The sequence below is a fragment of the Tropicibacter alexandrii genome, assembly GCF_003667315.2.
Lineage (GTDB): Bacteria > Pseudomonadota > Alphaproteobacteria > Rhodobacterales > Rhodobacteraceae > Tropicibacter > Tropicibacter alexandrii.
The window spans coordinates 19,312-40,442 of the sequence record NZ_RCTZ02000008.1 but is presented as its reverse complement, the minus strand read 5'-3'; the positions used below and the strand labels follow the sequence as shown (position 1 = coordinate 40,442).

General features: G+C 63.3%; 25 protein-coding genes and 1 tRNA gene. 11 read left to right on the top strand and 15 right to left on the bottom strand.

Features of this window, described 5'->3' with window-relative positions:
* Positions 1-13: 13 nt before the first annotated feature.
* The gene (locus D8Z78_RS11980) at positions 14-1,234 is read right to left on the bottom strand and encodes an SAM-dependent methyltransferase (protein WP_164932951.1); all 1,221 of its coding nucleotides are present in this window, start codon (positions 1,232-1,234) and stop codon (positions 14-16) included.
* Positions 1,235-1,394: 160 nt separating this feature from the next.
* Here D8Z78_RS11980 and aspS point away from each other — a divergent pair, with 160 nt between their 5' ends.
* Positions 1,395-3,176 (top strand): aspartate--tRNA ligase, encoded by a 1,782-nt coding sequence (aspS, locus tag D8Z78_RS11975; RefSeq protein ID WP_121631181.1) that lies wholly within the window; start codon positions 1,395-1,397, stop codon positions 3,174-3,176.
* A 72-nt stretch (positions 3,177-3,248) separates the two neighbouring features.
* Here aspS and D8Z78_RS11970 read toward each other — a convergent pair whose 3' ends face one another.
* Positions 3,249-3,491, bottom strand: coding sequence for a hypothetical protein (locus D8Z78_RS11970; RefSeq protein WP_121631180.1), 243 nt, complete (start codon positions 3,489-3,491; stop codon positions 3,249-3,251).
* A gap of 119 nt (positions 3,492-3,610) precedes the next feature.
* Positions 3,611-4,087, bottom strand: a complete 477-nt coding sequence (locus D8Z78_RS11965; RefSeq protein ID WP_121631179.1) for a hemerythrin domain-containing protein — start codon at positions 4,085-4,087, stop codon at positions 3,611-3,613.
* 130 nt (positions 4,088-4,217) lie between these two features.
* Here D8Z78_RS11965 and D8Z78_RS11960 point away from each other — a divergent pair, with 130 nt between their 5' ends.
* Positions 4,218-5,597 (top strand): DUF1800 domain-containing protein, encoded by a 1,380-nt coding sequence (locus tag D8Z78_RS11960; protein WP_121631178.1) that lies wholly within the window; start codon positions 4,218-4,220, stop codon positions 5,595-5,597.
* Between the two features lie 3 nt (positions 5,598-5,600).
* Positions 5,601-6,797 (top strand): DUF1501 domain-containing protein, encoded by a 1,197-nt coding sequence (locus tag D8Z78_RS11955; RefSeq protein ID WP_121631177.1) that lies wholly within the window; start codon positions 5,601-5,603, stop codon positions 6,795-6,797.
* An 85-nt stretch (positions 6,798-6,882) separates the two neighbouring features.
* On the opposite strand, the gene D8Z78_RS11950 is transcribed toward D8Z78_RS11955, so the two are convergent.
* Entirely contained in the window at positions 6,883-7,599 is a 717-nt protein-coding gene (locus tag D8Z78_RS11950; protein ID WP_121631291.1) for a response regulator, read from the bottom strand.
* A 138-nt stretch (positions 7,600-7,737) separates the two neighbouring features.
* Between D8Z78_RS11950 and mce the strand changes: the two genes are divergently transcribed.
* Together mce and D8Z78_RS11940 are read left to right on the top strand one after the other, a co-directional pair.
* Entirely contained in the window at positions 7,738-8,142 is a 405-nt protein-coding gene (mce, locus tag D8Z78_RS11945; protein ID WP_121631290.1) for a methylmalonyl-CoA epimerase, read from the top strand.
* Complete coding sequence (locus tag D8Z78_RS11940; RefSeq protein WP_121631176.1) at positions 8,142-8,432, top strand: DUF1467 family protein; 291 nt, start codon at positions 8,142-8,144, stop codon at positions 8,430-8,432. Before mce ends, D8Z78_RS11940 begins: the two co-directional genes overlap by 1 nt.
* A 15-nt stretch (positions 8,433-8,447) precedes the next feature.
* Here D8Z78_RS11940 and D8Z78_RS11935 read toward each other — a convergent pair whose 3' ends face one another.
* Together D8Z78_RS11935 and D8Z78_RS11930 are read right to left on the bottom strand one after the other, a co-directional pair.
* Positions 8,448-9,140: an EI24 domain-containing protein gene (locus D8Z78_RS11935; RefSeq protein ID WP_121631175.1), complete on the bottom strand. Its 693-nt coding sequence runs from the start codon at positions 9,138-9,140 to the stop codon at positions 8,448-8,450.
* On the bottom strand, positions 9,137-9,715 hold the full coding sequence (locus D8Z78_RS11930) for a nitroreductase family protein (protein ID WP_121631289.1): 579 nt from the start codon (positions 9,713-9,715) through the stop codon (positions 9,137-9,139). The genes D8Z78_RS11935 and D8Z78_RS11930 overlap by 4 nt, the downstream gene beginning before the upstream one ends.
* Before the next feature lie 97 nt (positions 9,716-9,812).
* On the opposite strand from D8Z78_RS11930, the gene D8Z78_RS11925 reads away from it, so the two are divergent.
* Positions 9,813-10,067, top strand: a complete 255-nt coding sequence (locus D8Z78_RS11925) for a DUF167 domain-containing protein (protein ID WP_121631174.1) — start codon at positions 9,813-9,815, stop codon at positions 10,065-10,067.
* On the opposite strand, the gene D8Z78_RS11920 is transcribed toward D8Z78_RS11925, so the two are convergent.
* Together D8Z78_RS11920 and D8Z78_RS11915 are read right to left on the bottom strand one after the other, a co-directional pair.
* A complete protein-coding gene (locus D8Z78_RS11920) occupies positions 10,064-10,300 on the bottom strand; it encodes a hypothetical protein (protein WP_121631173.1) in 237 nt (78 codons plus the stop codon). The genes D8Z78_RS11925 and D8Z78_RS11920 overlap by 4 nt on opposite strands.
* Positions 10,301-10,339: 39 nt before the next feature.
* Positions 10,340-10,702: a thiol-disulfide oxidoreductase DCC family protein gene (locus tag D8Z78_RS11915; RefSeq protein WP_121631172.1), complete on the bottom strand. Its 363-nt coding sequence runs from the start codon at positions 10,700-10,702 to the stop codon at positions 10,340-10,342.
* A 95-nt stretch (positions 10,703-10,797) separates the two neighbouring features.
* Between D8Z78_RS11915 and D8Z78_RS11910 the strand changes: the two genes are divergently transcribed.
* From D8Z78_RS11910 to D8Z78_RS11895, 4 genes are all read left to right on the top strand, one after another.
* Entirely contained in the window at positions 10,798-11,487 is a 690-nt protein-coding gene (locus D8Z78_RS11910) for a M48 family metalloprotease (protein ID WP_121631171.1), read from the top strand.
* Between the two features lie 101 nt (positions 11,488-11,588).
* On the top strand, positions 11,589-11,849 hold the full coding sequence (locus D8Z78_RS11905) for a DUF6455 family protein (RefSeq protein ID WP_121631170.1): 261 nt from the start codon (positions 11,589-11,591) through the stop codon (positions 11,847-11,849).
* A gap of 4 nt (positions 11,850-11,853) precedes the next feature.
* The gene (locus tag D8Z78_RS11900; protein ID WP_121631169.1) at positions 11,854-12,147 is read left to right on the top strand and encodes a DUF6455 family protein; all 294 of its coding nucleotides are present in this window, start codon (positions 11,854-11,856) and stop codon (positions 12,145-12,147) included.
* Positions 12,144-12,407 (top strand): DUF6455 family protein, encoded by a 264-nt coding sequence (locus tag D8Z78_RS11895; protein WP_121631168.1) that lies wholly within the window; start codon positions 12,144-12,146, stop codon positions 12,405-12,407. Before D8Z78_RS11900 ends, D8Z78_RS11895 begins: the two co-directional genes overlap by 4 nt.
* A 55-nt stretch (positions 12,408-12,462) precedes the next feature.
* Here the strand turns inward: D8Z78_RS11895 and D8Z78_RS11890 are convergent, their stop codons facing one another.
* Positions 12,463-13,446 (bottom strand): complex I NDUFA9 subunit family protein, encoded by a 984-nt coding sequence (locus tag D8Z78_RS11890; protein ID WP_121631167.1) that lies wholly within the window; start codon positions 13,444-13,446, stop codon positions 12,463-12,465.
* A gap of 146 nt (positions 13,447-13,592) precedes the next feature.
* Here D8Z78_RS11890 and D8Z78_RS11885 point away from each other — a divergent pair.
* Positions 13,593-13,679, top strand: a tRNA-Leu gene (locus tag D8Z78_RS11885).
* A 199-nt stretch (positions 13,680-13,878) separates the two neighbouring features.
* On the opposite strand, the gene D8Z78_RS11880 is transcribed toward D8Z78_RS11885, so the two are convergent.
* The 6 genes from D8Z78_RS11880 to D8Z78_RS11855 form a co-directional block, all read right to left on the bottom strand.
* Positions 13,879-14,244, bottom strand: a complete 366-nt coding sequence (locus D8Z78_RS11880) for a hypothetical protein (RefSeq protein WP_121631166.1) — start codon at positions 14,242-14,244, stop codon at positions 13,879-13,881.
* A 23-nt stretch (positions 14,245-14,267) separates the two neighbouring features.
* Entirely contained in the window at positions 14,268-17,165 is a 2,898-nt protein-coding gene (locus tag D8Z78_RS11875; protein ID WP_121631165.1) for a class I SAM-dependent DNA methyltransferase, read from the bottom strand.
* A gap of 443 nt (positions 17,166-17,608) precedes the next feature.
* The gene (locus tag D8Z78_RS11870) at positions 17,609-18,154 is read right to left on the bottom strand and encodes a hypothetical protein (protein ID WP_121631164.1); all 546 of its coding nucleotides are present in this window, start codon (positions 18,152-18,154) and stop codon (positions 17,609-17,611) included.
* Between the two features lie 192 nt (positions 18,155-18,346).
* Positions 18,347-19,837, bottom strand: coding sequence for a YfjI family protein (locus D8Z78_RS11865; RefSeq protein ID WP_121631163.1), 1,491 nt, complete (start codon positions 19,835-19,837; stop codon positions 18,347-18,349).
* Positions 19,834-20,712 (bottom strand): DUF7146 domain-containing protein, encoded by an 879-nt coding sequence (locus D8Z78_RS11860; RefSeq protein WP_206169678.1) that lies wholly within the window; start codon positions 20,710-20,712, stop codon positions 19,834-19,836. The genes D8Z78_RS11865 and D8Z78_RS11860 overlap by 4 nt, the downstream gene beginning before the upstream one ends.
* Positions 20,713-20,947: 235 nt before the next feature.
* Positions 20,948-21,130, bottom strand: coding sequence for a helix-turn-helix transcriptional regulator (locus D8Z78_RS11855; RefSeq protein ID WP_121631161.1), 183 nt, complete (start codon positions 21,128-21,130; stop codon positions 20,948-20,950).
* Position 21,131: the final 1 nt, after the last annotated feature.

The following is a 21,131-nucleotide window of genomic DNA, read 5'->3' as shown; positions in this document are numbered from 1 at the left end:
CGGCGCAAACCGGTCACTCGGCCGCCATCTGCGCCTCGGTCGCACTGGCCGGATAGAGGTAGTCGCGGGTGATCGGCACCGTCCCCATATCCTTGGCCAATTGCCATTGCTGGACATGCAGGGTCCCCGACAGGAACGACACCTCCATCGAGGCGAGGTAGAACCGGAACATGCGGACAAACCGCCCGTCGAACATCTCTTCGATCCGGGCCGCGTGCGCCTCGAACCGTTCCCGCCATGCATGCAACGTCCAGGAATAGTGCAGCCGCAGCGACTCGTCGTCGGACTGGTGGAACCATGCTTTTTCCATCGCGCGGTACACCTCCGAGGCCGAGGGCACGTAGCTGCCCGGAAATATCCACTTGTCGATCCACGGGTTGTTGGGGCGCGGCGGCCCGGATTTCACGATGGAATGGATCACCGCGATGCCGTCCTCGACCATCAGATCGGCAACCTTGGCGAAATACTCGTCGAAATGCGGTGCGCCCACATGCTCCAGCATGCCGACCGACACGACCCGGTCGAAGCTCTCGGACAGGTGGCGATAGTCCTGAAGGCGGAAATCGATGTCCAGACCGGCCTGCGCCGCCCGGGCGCGCGCGGTTGCCAACTGGTTTTCCGACAGCGTCACCCCCGTCACCCGCGCGCCGTAATCGCGCGCCAAGGTCAGGCCCAGACCACCCCAGCCACAGCCGATATCCAGCACCCGCATGCCCGGCTCGATCCGCAGCTTGGCGGCGATGTGGTGCTTCTTGGCCTCCTGCGCCTCTTCGAGGCTCATGTCCCGGCGCGGCCAGTAGGCGCAGGAATACTGCATGTCCGCGTCCAGAAACAGCCGGTAGAGGTCATCCGAAATGTCATAGTGATGCGCCACGTTGCGCCGCGCCCGCCATGGCGTGTTGCGGGCGACCATGTTGCGCATAGCCCCCTGCCCCCGAAGCAAGCCGCGATACCAGACCGGCATCCGGCCCACCGACTGGTTGCGCACCATGATCTGCAAAAGGTCGACCAGCCTGTCTTCCTCGACGATCAGAGTGCCGTCCATGTAGCATTCGCCGAAGGCCAATGACGGCTGGGTGACAAGCCTGCGCAGCGCCGCCCCGTCGGTGATCCTAACCGCCACCTCGGGCCCGTCCCGGCCATAGCTGCGCGTCAGCCCATCCGGACCCGTCACATGCAGACGCCCATAGACGATCAATTGACCCAGCATCCGATCCAAGAGGTTCTCCCACATGGACCCACCCTCCTTTTTCGCCGAAAACCTTGATGAAACGCACCGTCATATTAACGGTTCCGCCGATTCTGGGCAAAACCAATGCGCTTCCCTTGACTTTCAGGGGGGTAAACGGTGTATCGGCGCCTGACTTATGCGCATTCCCCGAGAGGACGATCCCATGCACGCCTATCGCAGCCATACCTGCGCCCAACTGACCAAGGAAAACGTGGGCGAGACCGTTCGCCTGTCCGGCTGGGTGCACCGCATCCGCGACCATGGCGGCGTGTTGTTCATCGATCTGCGCGACCATTACGGCGTGACACAGGTGCTGTGCGACCCCGACAGCCCGGTGTTCAAGGACGTCGAAAAGGTGCGGTCCGAATGGTGCATCCGGATCGACGGCAACGTGAAGGCGCGCGACGAAAGCCTCGTGAATCCCAAGCTGCCCACCGGCGAGATCGAGGTCTATATCCGTGACCTCGAAGTGCTGGGCTCGGCGCAGGAACTGCCGCTGATCGTCTTTGGCGATCAGGAATACCCCGAGGAAACCCGCCTGAAATACCGCTATCTCGACCTGCGCCGCGAGGCGATGCAGCGCAACATGACGATGCGCTCGGACGTGGTGGCATCGATGCGCCGCCGCATGTGGGACAAGGGCTTCCGCGAGTATCAGACACCGATCATCACCGCCTCGTCCCCCGAGGGCGCGCGCGACTTTCTGGTCCCCAGCCGTCTGCATCCGGGCAAGTTCTACGCGCTGCCGCAGGCCCCCCAGCAGTTCAAGCAGCTGATCATGGTGTCGGGCTACGACAAGTATTTCCAGATCGCGCCCTGCTTCCGCGACGAAGACCCGCGCGCCGACCGTTCGCCCACCGATTTCTACCAGCTCGATATGGAGATGTCTTTTGTCGAGCAGCAGGACGTGTTCGACACCATCTCGCCCGTCATCGCGGGGATTTTCGAGGAATTCGGCGGGGGTCGTTCGGTGGATGCACCCGAAAGCTGGCCGCAGATTCCCTATGCCGAGGCGGCGCTGAAATACGGCACCGACAAGCCCGACCTGCGCAACCCGATCGAGATGCAGGACGTGTCCGAGCATTTCCGTGGCTCTGGCTTTGCGATCTTTGCCAAGCTGTTGGAGCAGGACGGCACCCAGATCCGCGCCATCCCCGCGCCCACCGGCGGCAGCCGCAAGTTCTGCGACCGCATGAACGCCTTTGCCCAGAAAGAGGGCCTGCCGGGCATGGGCTATATCTTCTGGCGCGACCAGGGCGACGGCATGGAAGCCGCCGGCCCGCTGGCCAAGAACATCGGCCCCGAGCGCACCGAGGCGATCCGGGAACAGCTGGGTCTGGGTGTCGGCGATGCGGCCTTCTTCCTTGGTGGCAAGCCGTCCTCGTTCGAACGCGTGGCGGGCAAGGCGCGCGACGTGATCGGCGCGGAACTGAACCTGACCGACACCAACCGCTTTGCCTTTGCGTGGATCGTGGATTTCCCGATCTACGAGCAGGACGCCGAGACCGGCGAGATCGACTTCGAGCACAACCCCTTCTCCATGCCGCAAGGCGGGATGGACGCGCTGATGGGCGACCCGAAGGCGGTCAAGGGCTATCAGTACGATCTGGCCTGCAACGGCTACGAACTGGTCTCGGGCGCGATCCGCAACCACAAGCCGGACGTCATGTTGAAGGCGTTCGAGATCGCAGGCTATGGCGAGGACGAGGTCAAGTCGCGCTTTGGCGCCCTGTATCAGGCGTTCCATTTCGGCGCGCCGCCGCATGGTGGCTGTGCTGCGGGCATCGACCGGATCGTGATGCTGCTGGCGGATGAACAGAACATCCGCGAGGTCATCATGTTCCCGATGAACCAGCAGGCGCAGGACTTGATGATGAACGCCCCGTCCGAGCCGATGCCGGACCAGTTGATGGAACTGTCGCTGCGCGTGATCCCGCAAGATTGATCCACCGATCAGACATAGGAAAGCCCCGCGACCGCGACCCGGTTGCGGGGCTTTTTCAGTTTCGGCGCAGGATCAACGTGCGCTGGCCATCATCTCGGGCGAGACAGCGTCCGGCCCCAGCATCAGGACCGCGCCACAGATCAGCGCCACCGCAGTCGCGACAATGACCAAACGCCCGGCCTCTTCGCCCCGATGCGCGGCCACTTCACCGCGCTTGCGCAGCAACATGCGCGTGACCATGAACTTTACCACGATCAGCGGAAACAACAGGGAGACTGTCGTTACCGCCATCATCAAGGCTGCTTCTGCTGCCATTGCCTTGTCCCCTTCTGAGTGCGTGCAACGCAGGATTGCACACGCAATGTGGCAGGGCTGCGGCAGCACCGGGTTGATTCAAGGGTATGTTAACCATTTCACCCCGGAGCGGCCCTGCCTCAGTCTTCGAGCGAATCCTGCCGTTTCTCGTCGATCAGGCCGCGCTCTTTGGCTTTGCGCGCCTCGAACCGGTCGCCATAGCCCTCGATCTCGTCTTCGGGGATGACCTCGCGCGCCCGGGTGAAGACCTCGTCTTCTTCCTCGTCCATGTGGTGGTTGTAGTCATGCTCCAGCTTCTTGAACTTTTGCAGCCACGCGGGCGAGGACATATCCGTCTCGTTCAACTCCTCCATCAGATCGTCGAGTTGCTGGTGTTCGTGCACGGAATGGCGCGCCGAATCCTGCCCCCATGTCTTGGAGAGAAGTTTGGAATAGAACGTCTCTTCCTCGGCGGCGGCGTGGCTTTTGACGTCCTCATAGAACTTCTCCCACGCGTCGCGCCGCGTTTCGGAATCGCCGGACGTGTCGGCGATGGTCGCCAGCCAGTTGCGGTGGTTGTCGTGGTCTGCCTTGATGGCGCTGTAAATGTCACTCATCGGAATCTCCTTTTCCAGCCACTAACCAGCCAAGGCATCGGCGGTTCCCCGCAAGTTGATCGACATGGGCTGGTGCAAGGCACGCGCCCCGTGCCTATATGCCAGACAGAGGTTACCCGAGAGAGCCGGCATGCGCTTTGACCCCGTATTGGCCGAACGGCGATTTGGCTGCGGCCTGTCCCCGAAGATCGCCCCGCCCGGCAGCGCCGAGGCGATGCTGGACGGGTTGCAGACACCCGACCCGATCGCCGACCGCTTTCCCATCGAAGGGTTCGAGACGTTTCTGGGCCGGATGCGCGCGCGCGCCGATCTGGCAAAGCAGCGGCGCGACAATCGCGGCACCGAGCTGGCCGAAGCGGCCCGGCAGGGCATCCGCGATCTCAACAGGATCGCGCGCAAGGATCACTGGCACTGGATGGCGGCGCATATCGCGCGGCGGGTCTGGACCCAGACCCCCTTTCGCGAACGGCTGGCGTTTTTCTGGGCGGATCACTTCACCGCAACCGGCAAGCGCGGGCTGATCCGGCGCGGCACCTCGCCCTATATGGAAGACATGCGCCCCCATCTTGCAGGCCGGTTCGAGGACCTGCTCTATGAGGCGGTGACCCATCCGGTGATGGTGCATTACCTCGACCAAGAGGGATCGGTCGGCCCGAACTCCAAGCAAGCGCAGCGGCGTCAGGGGGCCGGGCTGAACGAAAACCTCGCGCGCGAGGTGCTGGAACTGCACACATTGGGCGCGGGCGGGCCCTATACGCAGGCCGATGTCCGCGAGCTGGCCGAGCTGCTGACCGGGCTGACGATCAACCTGAACGTAGGCCGGACCTTTCGCAAACCGCTGGCCGAACCGGGCCGTGAGACGGTTCTGGGCAAGAGTTATGGCGGCGACAATCCTTCGCTCAACGATATCCGCGCCGTCTTGCGCGACCTCGCGCGGCACCCGGCGACGGCGCGGCATATCGCGGGCAAACTGGCGGTGCATTTCGTATCCGACACCCCGTCCGAGGCGTTGGTCGGCGCGGTCGAGGCCGCTTGGCTGGACACGGATGGCGACCTGACGGCGGTCTATCGCGCGCTGCTGACCCATCCAGATGCGTGGGGGCGCGAGGGCGCGAATATCAAGCAGCCGTTTGATTTCGTGTCGAGCGCCTGCCGGGCCTTGGCGGTGGACGGGCCGATGATCACCGAGCTGCGCGAGGGCGCGCATTTGCTGCGCTTCAGCGACCCGATGCGGCAGATGGGTCATATCTGGCAAAAGCCCAACGGCCCGGATGGGCTGGACGAGGCCGACGGGGCGTGGATCACGCCGCAGGGCATCGCCGCGCGGTTGCAATGGGCGGTCACGGTGCCCAGCCTTCTGGTGCGGGTGCTGCCCGACCCGCGCGATTTCGTCGAGACGGCGCTGGGGCCGGACGCGCCCGAAGCGGTGCGCTTTGCCGCCTCTGCCGCAGAAAGCCGCGCCGATGGGGTGGGCCTCGTGCTGGCCTCGCCCGCGTTTCAAAGGATGTAGCTCATGGACCGTCGTGGATTTCTGATCGGGGCCTGTTCGCTCGCCGCCTCACCGCTGGTGACGCCGGTGGCCTTTGCCGGGGCGCCCGGCGACAACCGGCTGGTGGTCATCGTGCTGCGCGGCGCGATGGACGGGCTGGCGACGGTGATGCCCTATGGCGACCCGACCTATAGCGCGCTGCGCGGGGCGTTGCCCGAGGGGGCGCTGGACCTCGACGGGTATTTCGCGCTGCACCCGGCGTTGGGCGGCCTCGCGCCGCTTTGGCAGGCGGGGCAGTTGGGCTTTGGCCATGCGGTCTCGACCCCCTATCGCGACAAGCGCAGCCATTTCGACGGGCAGGACTGGCTGGAGGCCGGGATCACCGACATGGCGAACGGCATGGCGCGCGATGGCTGGCTGAACCGCGCCTTGCCGGTGCTGGGCGGCGGCGCGGACACGGCCTGGGCCATTGGCAACGATGCGCTTGCGATCCTGAACGGGCCTGCGCCCGTGGGGCGCTGGTCGCCGGACAGCGATCTTGCGCTGTCGCCGCAGGCAATCCGGCTGGCGCAACTGGTGATGCAGGATGACCCGGCCATGGCGGCGGCGCTGGCCGAGGCCTTTGATCTGGCCGATGGCGACGGCGATCCCGTGGCCTTCACCGGCAGCCAAGGCGACATGATGGAGATGATGCGCGCCGACAACAAAGCAGCCCGCGGCACCGGCGCCGAGGAACGCATGGCCGAATTCGCCGCCGCGCGGCTGAAGGGTGATGCCCGGATCGCCTCATTCTCGATCAACGGCTGGGACACCCATGCCCAGCAGGACCGCGCCCTGTCGCGGGCGCTGGATGCGCTGGCGCGAACGATCCTGACGCTTCAGGACAAGCTGGGCGCGCAGGTCTGGGCCAAGACGACGGTTGTCGCGGTCACGGAATTCGGGCGCACGGTACGGCTGAACGGCACGAACGGCACCGATCACGGCACCGGCGGCGCGATGATCGTCGCGGGCGGCGCGGTGCGCGGCGGACGGGTTCTGGCCGATTGGCCGGGTCTGGACGAGGTGGCGCTGTACGAACGGCGCGACCTGATGCCAACGCGCGACCTGCGCGCGCATCTAGGGTGGCTCATGCGCGGCCTGTTCGGGCTGGAGCGCGCCGCGATCGAGCAAACGATCTTTCCGGGGCTCGATCTGGGCGCCGATCCGGGCTGGCTCGCCTAGCGCGGCCACCAGACGCGCAGCACCGGACGGGACAGCCGCCAAGGCGCGCGGCGGGCAAGCCGCCCGTGATGCCAAGCCGGCTGTCTCAGATCGCCACGCGGTCGGTCAGGCGGTCCTGCACCAGCGCCGCCACCCGTGCCAGATCGGAATGCGTGGGCTTGCCCGCGCGGCGCGCCTCGGCCAGATCCTCGGCCGCCTTTTGCAGCACCCCATCGCCAGCACTGCGCGCCACCCCGGTCAGGAACTGCGTGACATAGGACAGCGAACGCTCGCTTTCGCGGTCGTCCAGAACGTCAGCGGCATGGGCCATGTCATCGCGATACGCCACCGGATCGGGCCGGATCGGATCGTCGCTGACCAGTCGCGGCCCCGAGGGCTGACGCTCGGGCGGCAGCGCGCCAAGGATCGTCTTCTGGAAGTAGTTGATGGACGTGATCGGCTTGGCCAAAAACCCGTCTGCACCCGCGGCCAGCGTGATTTCCTCGGAAAAGCTGTCGCCCGAGGTCCCAAGAATCACGTCCACGCGCGGGCAGGCCACCGACAGCTCCGAGATCAGCTCGGCGCCGGAGCCATCCGGAAGACCCAGATCGACGATCACCACGGAGGGGCGATAGACCTGCAAATGCCGCCGCGCCGATTTCAGGCAATCGGCCCTGCGAATCCGCGCGCCTGATCGCAGGCAGAGCAGACGCATCGCGTCGCAGGCGTATCGGCTGTCCTCGACAACCAGAATGGTCAGGCCCAGAAGCGGCCGGGTGGCCGTCGGGCGAAGATGTGCGGCTAGGTGTGCATTGTCGTCCATGGTCATCCCCTCTTGTCCGAGTCGCCCACCAGCTTGCCCTTACGTGGTGAACAAGCGGTTAAAGGACGCACGGGCTTGTCGCAGGCCCTGCGCAACGCCATAACCCGTGACAAGTTTGCACGTTCTTTGGAGACAGCCATGATCGGACGCCTGAACCACGTAGCCATTGCCGTACCGGACCTCGAAGCCGCCGCAGCCCAGTATCGCGACGCGCTGGGGGCCAAGGTGAACCCGCCGCAGGACGAGCCCGATCACGGCGTCACCGTCGTCTTCATCGAGCTGCCGAACACCAAGATCGAACTGCTGTACCCCTTGGGTGAGAACAGCCCGATTCGCGGGTTTCTCGACAAGAACCCCTCTGGCGGCATCCACCATGTCTGTTACGAGGTCGAGGATATCATCGCGGCGCGCGACCACCTGAAGGCCAGCGGCCTGCGCGTGCTGGGAGACGGCGAGCCTAAGATCGGCGCGCATGGCAAGCCGGTGCTCTTCCTGCACCCCAAGGATATGAACGGCACCCTGACCGAGCTGGAGCAAGTCTGATGGGAATCACCTCGGCCCTCGTGCTGTTCGCGGTGATCTGGTTCATGACCTTCCTGATCGTGATCCCCTTTCGCCTGCAAACGCAGGGCGATCTGGGCAAGGTCACCGAAGGCACCCATGCGGGCAGCCCCGAGGTGCACAACCTCAAAAAGAAGGCGTGGATCACCACCGGCATCTCTGCGGTGCTATGGGTGATCGTGGCGGGCGTCATCCTGTCCGGCTGGATCACCGTCGCCGATCTGGAACACCTGATGTATGGAGAGCAAGGCATCGCCCGGTCAAAGCATTGACCTTGGGCCGGGCGATTACGCCCGGCTCCGCACGCGGTAGAAGATGTGGGTGAAGGTCGCCGCACCGATCACCGGCACCAGCAGGTTCACCACCGGCACGGTCAGCGGCACCGCCATCAGCACGCCCGCCGCCCAGATCGTCAGCATGTGCTTGCGCCGCAGCTTGCGCGCGCCCTCGCGGCCGACCCGTCGCATAGCGGCAAGGGTGAAGTATTCCCGCCCCAGCAGAAACCCGTTCAGCCCCCAGAAGATCAGCGGCGCAAAGGGCAAAAGGAACAGGTACAGGATCAGCGCCACGAGGTTCGCGGCGATCATCACCCCCAGAAAGCCGAGACTGTCCTTCAGCCCTTCGGCCAGCGAGACCGGCGTTGCGCGACCTGCCGCCGGGTAGTGGCGGTCCTCGACCGCCTGCGCGACATCGTCGAGGAATAGCGAGGTGATGCCGGACGCCACCGGCACCATCAGGAACACCGACAGGAGGATGGTCAGCGGCACCATCGCCCAACTGACCACCGAATCCACCCAAGTCACGGTGCCGATCCACGGCAGCGAGACGGAGTCGCCTACTAGCCAGCCCGCGCCCTGTACGACGATGACACTGGCCGCGATCAACAGCAGCAGCGTCAGCCCAACGCCCTTGGCCAGCACCACCTGAAAGCGACGATCGCCCATCTGGTGCAGGGCGCTGAAAAACGAGGTCAAGATCATTCCGAAAGCCACGTTGTGATGGCGTCAAGGTCCGGGCGCGGGCGGTCCGGGGGCGTGCTGGTTTCCGTGCCGATATGCAGGAACCCGGCGACCCGTTCGTTTTCGCCCAAGGCCAGAGCCTCGGTCAGGAAACCGCGATCATGGCTGGCCCAGCCGGACAGCCAGTTCGCGCCCCAACCATCGGCCAGCGCCGCATTCAGCAGCGCCAGACACACGGCACCGGCGGAATAGGTCTGTTCCAGCGCGGGGATTTTCTCGGACGGCTTGTGCACCTCAATCACAGCCACGCATAACGGGCTGTCGGCAAAAGCGGCGCGGGCCTTGGCGCGGGTTTCCTCATCCTTGCCCAGACGCAGACCACAGGCCGCGACCGCATCGGCCATCCGCTGCAACGCCGCACCCTGCAGGACGATGAACCGCCACGGCTCCAGCTTGCCATGATCCGGGCTGCGCGCGGCGGCGGTCAGCAGGACACGCAACTGGTCGGCATCGGGCGCAGGGGCGCGCAACGTCTTGGACGGGCGCGAGCGGCGGGTCAGCAGAAAGTCGAGGGCGGCTTGGTTGCGGTCGGGCATGGTCATTCCTTCTGTGTCGCCCTCTATCTCTGGGTTTGGGGCGCGGTTTTCAACGGGGAATATTGCGCGCCCCTGCACAGGGTGCTAGCGCAGCGCCATGGCAGAGCCCGACCTGACAGACCTTGCCCAACCCGGCGCAGAGATCGCCGTGCGCGTCACGCCCAAGGCGTCCCGCAACCGGATCGAGCGCGAGGGAGATGCCCTGCGGGTCTATGTCACCACCGTCCCGGAAAACGGCAAGGCGAACGCAGCGGTGCAAAAATTGCTGGCCAAGGCGCTTGGCCTTCCGAAATCCCGGCTTGACTTGATCCGGGGCGCGACATCCCGCGACAAGGTCTTTCGGATCGGCTAACTGTCGTCGGACCGGCGATACACGCCCTCGGGCATGGAAAGCGCCGCGGCGAGGTCCCGCATCTGGCTCAGGGACAGGGTGATCCGCTGCACGTTGTCGTTGCGCGGGTCGTATTGCTCGACCGTGACGCAATCCTCGAAGGAAGTGATGGTCACATCCTCTTGCAGGTGGCGCGCGCCTTCGTCGACCAGTGTGACGACGGTTCCGTCAAAATCGTGCTCTACGCTGAACATGGTCGAATCGTAGCGCGCTGGGGACCGCTTGGAAAGGGCTCACGCGTGGCGCTGCCGCCATTTGTGCAGCGCATACAGCGCGGGGGCCAAGATGTAGTCGTACACCGCAGCCGCCAACGTCCGGACCACAGGCAGGCGCACGAACCGGGCCAGCCAGCGCAGGCGCGGCAGGTCGTCCCACAGGGCGGCGAAGGCCGGAACGCCCGACAACATGCGCCCATCCTTCATCACATGCAGACGCCGAGCCGCCTGATCCGGCGTCAGGCCGTAATCCGCCAGATCGCAGCTGGTCAGCCCTTGGTAGGAAATTGCCCCATCCTCGCCGGACATGGCGCGGTAGGCTGCGATCTCTCGCGAGCAGATGGGACAGGTATCATTGTAAACGACGGTTGTGCGTGGCATGTCCAAAGGGTGCTACGCTTCACATCCCGGTCAAGGGGGCTGGCACGGCCAGAATGTCGCGCCTATCTTTGAGCGACCCCTTGTCAGGATTCACGATGCGCCGTCTTCTCCCTGTCCTTTTCCTCTTGATCTCGGCCTGTACCGACATCGCCCCCGTACTGGACCTGCCGCCCCCGCCGGGCGCGGCGCCGGTCAGCGCGCAGGCCGCGCGGCAATTCGTCGAGGTCGCCAGCGCGCTGGAGCCCGTGGCCGAACAGGAATGTCGCGCCCGGACCCGTGGCCTGAACTGCGATTTCCGGATCGTCATAGATGACGGTCCGGACCAGAAGCCCAATGCCTACCAGACCGAGGACGCTTGGGGGCGGCCCGTTCTGGCCTTCAACCTTGGTCTGATCGCGGCGGTTCAGAACCCGGACGAGCTGGCCTTCGTCATCGGGCACGAGGCGGCGCACCACATCCTGTCGCATCTCGAACAGACCCGCAGAAGCGCCATGTACGGCGCGGTCGTCGCTTCGGGCACGGCAGCGATTCTGGGCGCGACGCCCGAACTGGTCCGCGAGGCAGGAGAGCGCGGGGCTCAGATCGGCGGCCGCGTCTTTTCGAAGGAATTCGAACTGGAAGCCGACCGATTGGGCACGATCATCACCGCCAAGGCAGGATACGACCCGGTGCGCGGCTCGGCCTTCTTTACCCGCCTGCCCGATCCGGGGAATCGCTTTCTCGGCACGCATCCGCCCAACGCCTCACGGATTCGCGTCGTGCAGCAGACCGTGGACAGCATGTAAGCGTTTGCCTTCAAACGACTTTCCATCGCGTTGACCTGTATCAAGGCGGCCTTGGTGCGATCCGCTACCCTGACGGCAATCACAGGGGAAGGGAACGCATCATGCAAAGCCGAAGCACGTTGAAACGTCACGCAGCCTTGGTGGACCGGATGGCCACCGCGCAGGGGATCGACCTCGAAGAGCAGGTGCTGCGCGGCAACCTGTCCATCGGCGAGTTGGAGGATGCAGTTTTGCGCTGCACCGGTTGCACCGATCCCGGCGCTTGCGACCATTGGCTGGCGGCACAGGAAAGCCCCGCCGATGCAACGCCGGACTATTGCCGCAACGCCCACGTCTTTCGCGAGCTGAAGGCACGGGGCTGAGCGCATGGAGCAGACCCCCCGCATCCGGCCCTTGGGCGATGAAAACGCGCATTTCTGGCTTGTCCAGCGCATGGCCAAGGCGACCGGCGTCGACTTGGTCGCCGCGTGGGAACGCGACCTGCTGGACTCGCAGGACTGGGCCGCCATCGTTGGCCGCTGCCGTGGCTGCCAATGGGCCGAAGGCTGTGGGCACTGGCTCGACCATTCCGGCAACGTGCCGCGCGACGTCCCGGACACCTGCCTGAACAACACGCGGCTGGAACGAATCCGGGCGCGACTCGAGGAGAGCATCGCATGACACTTCACCTTGGCGATCCGGAACGCCACTTCTTCCTGACGCGCAGCGTGGCGCGGATGATGGGGCTGAGCCTGTCCGAAGAAATGCAGCGCGGGCAGCTTGCCGCATCGACCTATGCCGGGATGGTGACCTGCTGCCGGGGCTGCGCCTTGGTCGAGGCCTGCGAGGAATGGCTGTCGCGGCAGGTGCCGGGGCAGGCCAGCGCCCCGCCGGGCTGCTGCAACGCCAAGGTGCTGACACAGTTGCGCCAGACACATTGACCCAATGAAAAAGGCGGCCCTGCGGGGCCGCCTTTCGGTTTGGATGGGGCAAGAGTTAGTGCGCGCGCAGGTTCTTTGCCGAATCCTTGATCTCTGCATACTGCCCGGACGGGCGGAAGCGCCACAGGTAGTCGGGCAGAACAGCTTCCATCGCCGTGGGCTCGATATCCAGCGCGGCAAAGCCCTGCGCGTCGCTGGCCACGGTGTTGTCGTGATGCAACTGCCTGACCTGATCGCGGGTGATCTGCGCCGGCACGAGGCCCAGGGTGATCGTCTGGCCCAGATCCATGATCGACGCCATCGGACCGGCCACGAAGAACGGCAGGTTGATGATGGCGCGACGGCGGCGAATCACGCTTAGCATCTCGCGCATCATCTCGCGGAAGGTCATGACCTCGGGGCCACCCAGTTCGTAGACGCCCCCCGCAGCCTGCCCCAGCACACCCTTGACCGCGGCGCGGGCGACGTCGTCGACATAGACCGGCTGGAACTTCGTCTCGCCGCCGACCACCGGCAGCACCGGCGAAAACCGCATCATCGTGGCGAAGCGGTTGAACAGCGCGTCCTCGTTGCCGAAGATCACCGAGGGGCGCAGGATCACGGCGCCGGGCATGTGCGTCAGCACGGCGGCCTCGCCCTTGCCCTTGGAGGTGGCGTAAAGGCTGTCAGCTTCTTCGTCCGCACCGATGGCCGAGATGTGGACCATCCGGGCAACGCCCTCCTCGGCGGCGAGCCGAGCGATGCGTTCAGCGCCCTCGACCTGCACGGCATCGAAGTTGTTCTTGCCGCCCTTGTCGAAGGTGCCCACGCAGTTCACCACCGCGTCGGCGCCCTTGAGAACGGCGCGGACGCTGGCGTCGTCGCGGATATTCGCCTGCACCGGCTCGACCTGCCCGACCACCCCGTAGGGGCGCACGAACAGCGCGTCGTTGGGACGGCGGGTGGCGACGCGAACGCGCCAGCCCTCTTTCGCCATGCGGCGAGCGATGTAGCGTCCGACGAATCCGGATCCGCCGAAAATGGTGACGAGTTTCGACATCGGGCCGTCTCCCTCTGGCTGTGACAGGGGTTGAATACCTGTGTGTGCGGGTGCGGGCAAGGCGCGTCATTGCCGCGCCGAAATTCTTTTCAAAAAGATTGTTGACACCCCTGATGACGATGCGTAGAAGCTCCCTCACCTGATGTGCCCAGATGGCGGAATTGGTAGACGCGCTGGTTTCAGGTACCAGTGGCCGAAAGGCCGTGGAGGTTCGAGTCCTCTTCTGGGCACCATGGAAAGCCCCTAAGGTATTGACCTTGGGGGCTTTTTTGCATCTTCCGAAAATCCTATCCACCTCCATATCCCCCTTTCGGCGGGCCATACAGGCTTGGTTCAGGCGTTTTTCAGCAGATCGGAATTTGTCGCCAAGGATTGCCGCCTCAGGGCCTCGGACAGCCGTCGAATCAGCCCCGAAAGTCAGGCAACGCCCGCTCAATCCACAGGGTAGCGGGTCAACGAAACCTTGCTCCCCGCGCAGCGGAACGAAACGCTGTCTTTGCTCAGTTCGATCTGGGCGAATTGCTCCTGCCCCACATAGGACTTCAAAAGCTTGATGATGTTCGGAAGGGTCTTGATCTTGAACGCGGCGCTTTCGGTCAGCTTACCCGACTTCACACGGATCACCTGAGACAGCCCCGGCATTTCAAATTCGATGCCGCCTTTGACCGGGTAAATCGCCGCGTCCCGCAAGCCGGTTGCGCGCGAACCTATCGGGGCACGGCCCATCTTGGTTCGGATTGCCAACACCTCCAGCAAGTCGGAGAGTTCAACCTTGACAGTCTGGACGTCCGAAGGCATGGCCTGCCCCTCCTGCTATGCGTTCATTGCTGCGCTGCCCGCTCTTGGTTGAGATGGAACAGGCGGGCGAGGATTTCGTCTTCGGTCAATTTGCCCGCGCGCCAATCGTCGCCCCAGCCATAGGCCTTGGCCACCGCTTCATCCAAGGCCTTGTGGGCATGGTCCAGCCATGCGGGGCGGGCGTTATAAAGGTTGGTCAAGGTGCGTTTCCTGAGTTCCTTTGCCGCCGCGTCGTCCTTGGGCAGAATGCGGTCCGGGTAACCCTCAACCACCTCGGGCACGCGGTTCACCAGATCAGGCGGGTTGAGCCAGTTTTCGCGAAATTCATTGAGCCGCGCGGCGGCTTTAGCGATTTTCTGCGCGCGCGGATCGTCGGCGTAGGCGGCGGCGGGGATGTTGGGGGTCAGGCCCTTGGGGAAGGGAAAGGTTTCGAAGGTTGTGGAGGGCGTGTAGCGCGGGTCATTGCCGACCCCTAGGAAAGTGCACATCCGCAATGTCCAAACCTCATGAAAAGATGAGTGCAGTATCCCGAATGTAACATCATCATCGCGCGCTATGGCAATGGCTTGGCAATCGACCAACACACCTCTAGGCACCCACGTAAAAAGCCTATGCTTAGCAACACGTGCGGTTGCTATATGCCTCGGCAAACTCCCTATAGCCGCACGCAGTTCAGGCCTCGGGCACCAATGACGCCACCATGTTTCAGCAGACTTCTTTACGCTGCTAGCATCTCGTTTGGGTTTCACGTTTTGTCTTACGTACTCAAAAGGTGCCTCGAACAAAGCAAATTCTTCCAAAGTCATCTCAGGGCCACTATCAACAATCCAAACGTCCCGGCTCCTCCGAGTGATGTCCAATCCATTCCAATAAGGCTCAAGAACGTCAGAGTTAGAAAATCCATTCGGGTTCAAGGGTTGCAAGAGCCATTCCCTTGCTTGATCTCCGGAAATACTGAATGGCCCAGACGGTTGAAGGCCGATAAATCCCACACCTTTGTTATCGTGAAGTTTCCCAGCTGTGGTCAGATCAATCTTGTCTTCGGTAAAGTGCGCTGTCAGGTCTGAGTTTATAGAAGGAACAATCTCTCCATTTAGGGCTATCTTGCCGCTTAATGGATTACCCGCACAAATGATCGAGACCCGGACAGCAGCGCCTTCAACCACCCAAGCCTCATCTGACCACGCCTCATATATTGATGAGACTTTTTGCACCGCACGCAAAGATTCCCGATTTTTGCCTCCCCGGATCGAGTTCGTCGTCACCAAACCAAAGCGACCTAAGCTAGATTTAGCCATCTGCTGGGAAGACCTGACGACCCAATAACAAACAAGGTCTGAAAAGGCTGGCAAGTCGCCCTTGAATGCCTTGCGCAACGCGTTGACGTAGCCCTCCCCAAGTTCTGCCAACATTTTCTTGCCGCCCAAAAACGGCGGGTTCCCCACCACTACATCCGCCTCCGGCCAATCAGCCTTGGTCCCATCCGGGGCCAGCACCGCATCCCGGCATTCAATCGTTCCCAAGGGGCGCAGAATCGGGTTGCGGGCGGCTTCAAAGCCGTTGCGGCGCATCCATTGAATCTCGCCAATCCAGACAGACACGCGGGCCAGTTCGGCGGCGTAGGGGTTCAACTCTATCCCCTTCACGCATTCCGGCCCGATGGACGGGAAGCCACGCGGCAGGCCCAGCGCCTCGGCCTCCAGATTGACGCGGTGTTCAATGTCCTTGAGCGCCAGAAGGGAGAGGTACAGGAAGTTCCCCGACCCACAGGCCGGGTCCAGCACGCGAAAGCCCTTGAGCCGGTCAAGGAATTGCTGGTGCAATGTCTCTGCCGTGTTCAGGGCTTTGGTGCGCGCGGCCAGTTCCTTGCCCCGTAGCAGCTTGTCCTTGGTCTGTTTGGGGGCGTTGTCGATCAAGGCTTCGATCTGGTCCCGCACCTGCCCCCATTCGGCCAGCAGCGGTTCGACAATGACCGGGTTCACGATCATCATAATCTTGTCCCGGTCGGTGTAATGCGCGCCAAGCTGACTGCGCTTGTCCGGGTCCAACCCCCGTTCAAACAGGGTGCCCAGAATGGACGGGTCAATTTCAGACCAATCCAGCCGCGCGGCGGTCAGCAGGTCCAGCACATCGCGCTTTTCCAAGGGCAAGCTGGTGTCATTGTCGAAAAGGCCCCCGTTGAACCATTCGACCTTTTCAAAGCCCACCACCCCGCCTTTTTGCATGGCGGCAAAGAGGGTGCGGGCGTAGCTTTCGAAATCTTGCGGGCTGTGTTCGCAATGCTCCAACATGCGTTGAAACATCTTGTTCGGCAGCAGGTTCACGTCCTCGGCAAACATGCAGAAGACAAGACGATTGACGAAGTGCGCGACGGTTTCTGGGTCATTGCCGCGCTCGCGCAAGCGCTGGGCCAAGGTGGCAAAGGCCTGCGCCGCTTCCTCGGTCAGCATTTGCCGCGTCTTGGCGGGTTTCAGCTTTTCAGGGTCTTCGAAACAAGCGCGCAGCAGGTCGCGCGTTGCCGCGTCGCGCAAGTCCTCTAGGGAAAATTCGTGAACCTTCTGGACGGTGTTTGTCCAGTTCGTGTGGATACGAAACCTGTTCATATCCGACACGATCAAAAGGGGCGGGTTTTCCAGAGCGATTGCGTACTGCAAGAGCTGGTCAAAGGCCTTGTCGAGATCCTTTTTCTTGCCCTTGTATTCCCAAGCGAAACAGCCCTTGCGCCAAACATCCGCCCAGCCTTCGCCGCCTGAGGTCTTGGACGCGCCTTTTTCAAAGGTGAACCATTCCCCTTTTGGATCGTCGGAAATAGGGTTTTCGATGCCCAGCAGGGCACACAAGTCATTGAAGTGAGATTGTGAGGCGCTGCGCTCCTTGAGTTCGACAGCCTGCCATTTCTCGATAAATGAATTTGGGTCCATTGGTTCACCGCGCTCGTTGCAGCGCCACTAGACGACTGAGACAGGGTGAGCGCAACCCGCGAATGAAATGCCTGCGCATTTGCGGTTCGCGCATTGTCAGTCTTCGAACAAGCTGCGACCCAAGCCAAGTTGCAATCTCGCTAGTGAATTGGCGAGGATGCGCACCTGTTCAGCCTGCCGCGATCTGCCCCCATTCTTCCAATTCGGGTTCGCCTCGCCAGAGGGTGCCCCGCCGCCTGCGCCGTGCATCCGGCAGACGTTCCAGCCTCGCACCGCCGGAGCGCGACACGGAAGGCCCGAGCGTTTTGATTTGGCGCTGCATCGTGGCGCGGCATGTGCCCTTTGCATGGGGTTGTCGTCAGGTTTCATTGTCACCCCCCTAGGTTCTCCATTTCGTGGATGCGCAAATTTGGCTATCCCCGCCGGTCCCGAAGGCCAACCCCCTAGAGATTTGTCCCACCCCCGGCCTCGACATTCCCCACCACCGCCTGCGCGCCCGCTTCGACGGTCACACGTTCGACGCGCACCACCTGTTGCCCTTTGGATCGGTAGCGTTTGAGAGTTTCCATTTGAGTCGCGAAGGTTCGAGCGGTTTTGTTGAACGCCTTTTCAGCGCAGTCTTTTTGCTGGATCGTTTTCGTATGGTTTAGGTGCCGTGCCATCATCATCACAGCTTGATGCGTCGCCGCCATTTGGGTGAGTAGCAACATTTCGGCAGGGTCGCGCGGTTCCATTGCGTCGACAAAGCCCAGCGCGAAGTTCGATGCCTGTTGGTCGTGCTTTTGCCCCTCGGCCCCGAGATGCGTCACATGCGCGACCAATCCTTCCAGCACCGTCCAGTTGCGAGACGCTTCCATGATGCGGCCCCATTGGCCGGGAATGTCAACTTTCAGCACCCCATCATCGCCCATTTCTAGAGCCAAGCGGGGCGCGTCGTGATCCAACTTTCCCGCCGGTCGCACCTTTGGTTTCTCCAAGTCCTTTGCCATGTTTTCTCGTCTTTCCTGTTGTGTGATGCCGGGGGATACCCCCCCTTTTGGTCCGGTGATATTGCGCACACAGGGGCGGAACGGGTTTCCAAGCGTATGCCCCAGAGATTTCACCTGCCCTCCCCCTGCTACACTTGCTACAACCGCTGCAAACTCTAGGCGTGTAGCGATTGTAGCGGGTGTAGCAGCCGGTCAGCCGCCTTGCTCTCTGACAATCCGCCATGCCTTTGCCCGCGCACGGCCACGGACCACCGTTCCCGGCTCCAAGGGAATGAGCCATCCGTGGCGCTCAAGCAGCACCAGCGCGGCGGTTGCCTTGGGGCTTTCCCGCAATGGGTTTGGACCATATTGCAGAACGTCCCGCACCATCACGTCATTATCCGGGCACTTGTCCAACAGCCATCTGCGCAGCGCCTCGGCCCGGTCGATTTCCTGACTGACGGTCGCCGCATCGGCCAGCCGCACAGCCTCGGACAGGTAGTAGCGGGCCAATGCGATGCCGTCGCGCATGTCCCCCGCCTCGACAGACGGGGCGCGCAAGTCATGCCAGAGGGTCAACACCCCAGCGATGCGCGCCGCCTGTTCTGCCGCCTTGGACGCATAGCCCGTGACGTGCGCCAGCTTGCCGCCGTGAGCCTGCGCCGCCTCGGTTTCATCCGCGAAGGCTATCAGCAGCGCCTCAGCCTCGGACGACAGCGGCAAGTGCCGGGGCGACAGTTCCCGGTCATTGTCACCCGTAGGCATTGGCCTGTCGAGAATGTCGCGCAGCCTTTCGCCAAATGCTTCGATTGACGCCGGATCGCGCTGGGCGTTCCGATGTAGTCGCGTGCCGATTGTGCTGGGCGGCTCGCAGATCAGGAAGCGCGGCAAAAAGCCGGTATCAGCCGCCAGCGGGTCGGCCATGAAAGCCCGAGCAACAGACGGTTGCACCATCAAATGCACAGCGAGCCTGCGCCCAAAGAGGCTGTATGCCCCATCCCCAGCCCGCGTGCGCTTGATAGGGTTTCCTTGCCAAAGGTCATTCAACGCCGCCAAGGTTTTTTGCCGGTTTTCGCTGTTCATCGCGTGCCCGCCAAGGAATTGCCCGCCTTCATCGCTGAATATCCCGAGCGATGGTTGCCCCATCGCAAAAAGGCGGGTCAGCCCCTCGAATGTGGGTTCGGACACGGTGCGGTCAGGCGGTGCCGGGGCAATCGGCGGTTCGCCCAGCGCCTCAAGGTCAGCCTCGGCAGCGGTGCGATTTTCGCCCTTTCTTTTTTTCACTTCACCCAAGATGCGTTTTTGTTCGCCATCCCAAAGCGCCAAGGCGTTCTCAAATCTCTGCATTTCCGCACGGTGCGATTTGGCCTTTTCGCGTTCATGGTCGCGCAATGTCGCCATCAACGGTGCATCGCAGCTTGATTTCCGTTCACCGCTTTTCGCAATGGTCAAGGCATAGAGGGAAACGGGACGCTTGCCCCCCAAGGTCTGCACATCCGCCAAGCCTTGGACGGCCAGCGATGCCACGGCCAGCGCAGATGCAGCCGGGATAGCCACAGGGGCTTGTGTCATGCCCTGCACCGCCTCGACAACAGCACGCAGCGGCCCGAGGTTCTGCACGGGATAGGCCGCACCGGGGGCGATTTCGCGCACCAGCGGTTGCGGGCCTTCCGGGGCGAAGGGGATTGGCTCCGGGGCGGTCATACCTGGCCCCCTTTCTTTTGCAGAATATCGTTCCAGTCGCGCCCGTTTGGCGCGGGAAGTGTCGAGACGGTCCACCCCAAGGCGTGCGCCCGTTCGGCCAAGGCATAGGCGGCAGATCGGCCCGCGTCGTCGCCATCGGGGGCGATGGTCAGACGGCCCGGTGAAGGAGGTAGAGACAGCCTGCGTAGCCCCGAGGTGGACAGCGCCGCCCAGATGGTCACGGGGCGTTGCAGCAGGCCACAGGCGAGCGACAGCGCGGTTTCGATGCCCTCGACCACCACCAGCGGGCCGGGGTCATCCGTGAGCCTGACAGCCCCACCAGACGCGGCCCCGAGCATGGCCTTGTCAGGTGACACGCCCGCCTTGCCCGCGCCATCGGCGCGCAGATAGGTGCGATGCACCGCGAAGTCGCCGCCGCCTTCGATCAAGGCCACCATCGCCGGATGCCGGGTTGCCGTCGCCCCGTGCCAGCAGGCCGGATGAAAGCGCAGGGTATCCGGCAGGTCGCAGATAATCCCGCGCCCGCGCAGATAGGTTTCGGCCACGGTGCCGGTGATCTGTTGCGTTTCCTTCCAGACGGCAAAGGCTTGATTGGCGCGGCGCTTTTCCTCAGCCTTCCTGTCGGCCTCGCGCTGGGCAATGGTCGCCGGATCGGGCGGGGTGTAGCCTCCGGGGGCGATGCCTACCGCTCCCAGAATATCGCGAAACGCGCAATCGGTTTTCTTGCAATGGGCCAGCAGGCCCGCGTCACCATCGGCCAGCGTCAAGGCGTTCTGACCTTGGCGCTGTTGCGACTGGCAAACGGGACAAGGCGCGGTGCCATAACGCTGATGCCATTTGCCGCCCAAGGCGAGGGTCAAGGTGCGAGCGTCCATTATTTCGCCCCCAGATCAGCGGCACGGCCAGCGCATAGACGGCCAGAGGCTGCAACCTGAGACAACGGTACGGACGCGTTGGCCCGCCGTGTGGCTACCCGGTAAGGTCTTCCCGCTTCCTTGCGGCGGGGTTTACGTGCTACGCTGCGCGTGCCTTTGTCATTGGTATGGGAAGGGTGATTGGCCCCGGTTGCGCCCTCCAACGGCGCACCGGGGTTTTGCTTGCGGTCCATGATTACGCCGCCTCCCCACGCATCGCGCGAAGGTGCGCATCAAGTTCGTCCTCGGGCCAATAAAGCCGCCCACCCAGCTTTAAAGGCAGGGGAAGGCGTCCGGCTTCCATATCGAGGTAAATTGCAGAACGGGAACGACCGCCCAGCTTTTCACGAAGTTCGCTAAGAGTGATAAATCTCTGCATA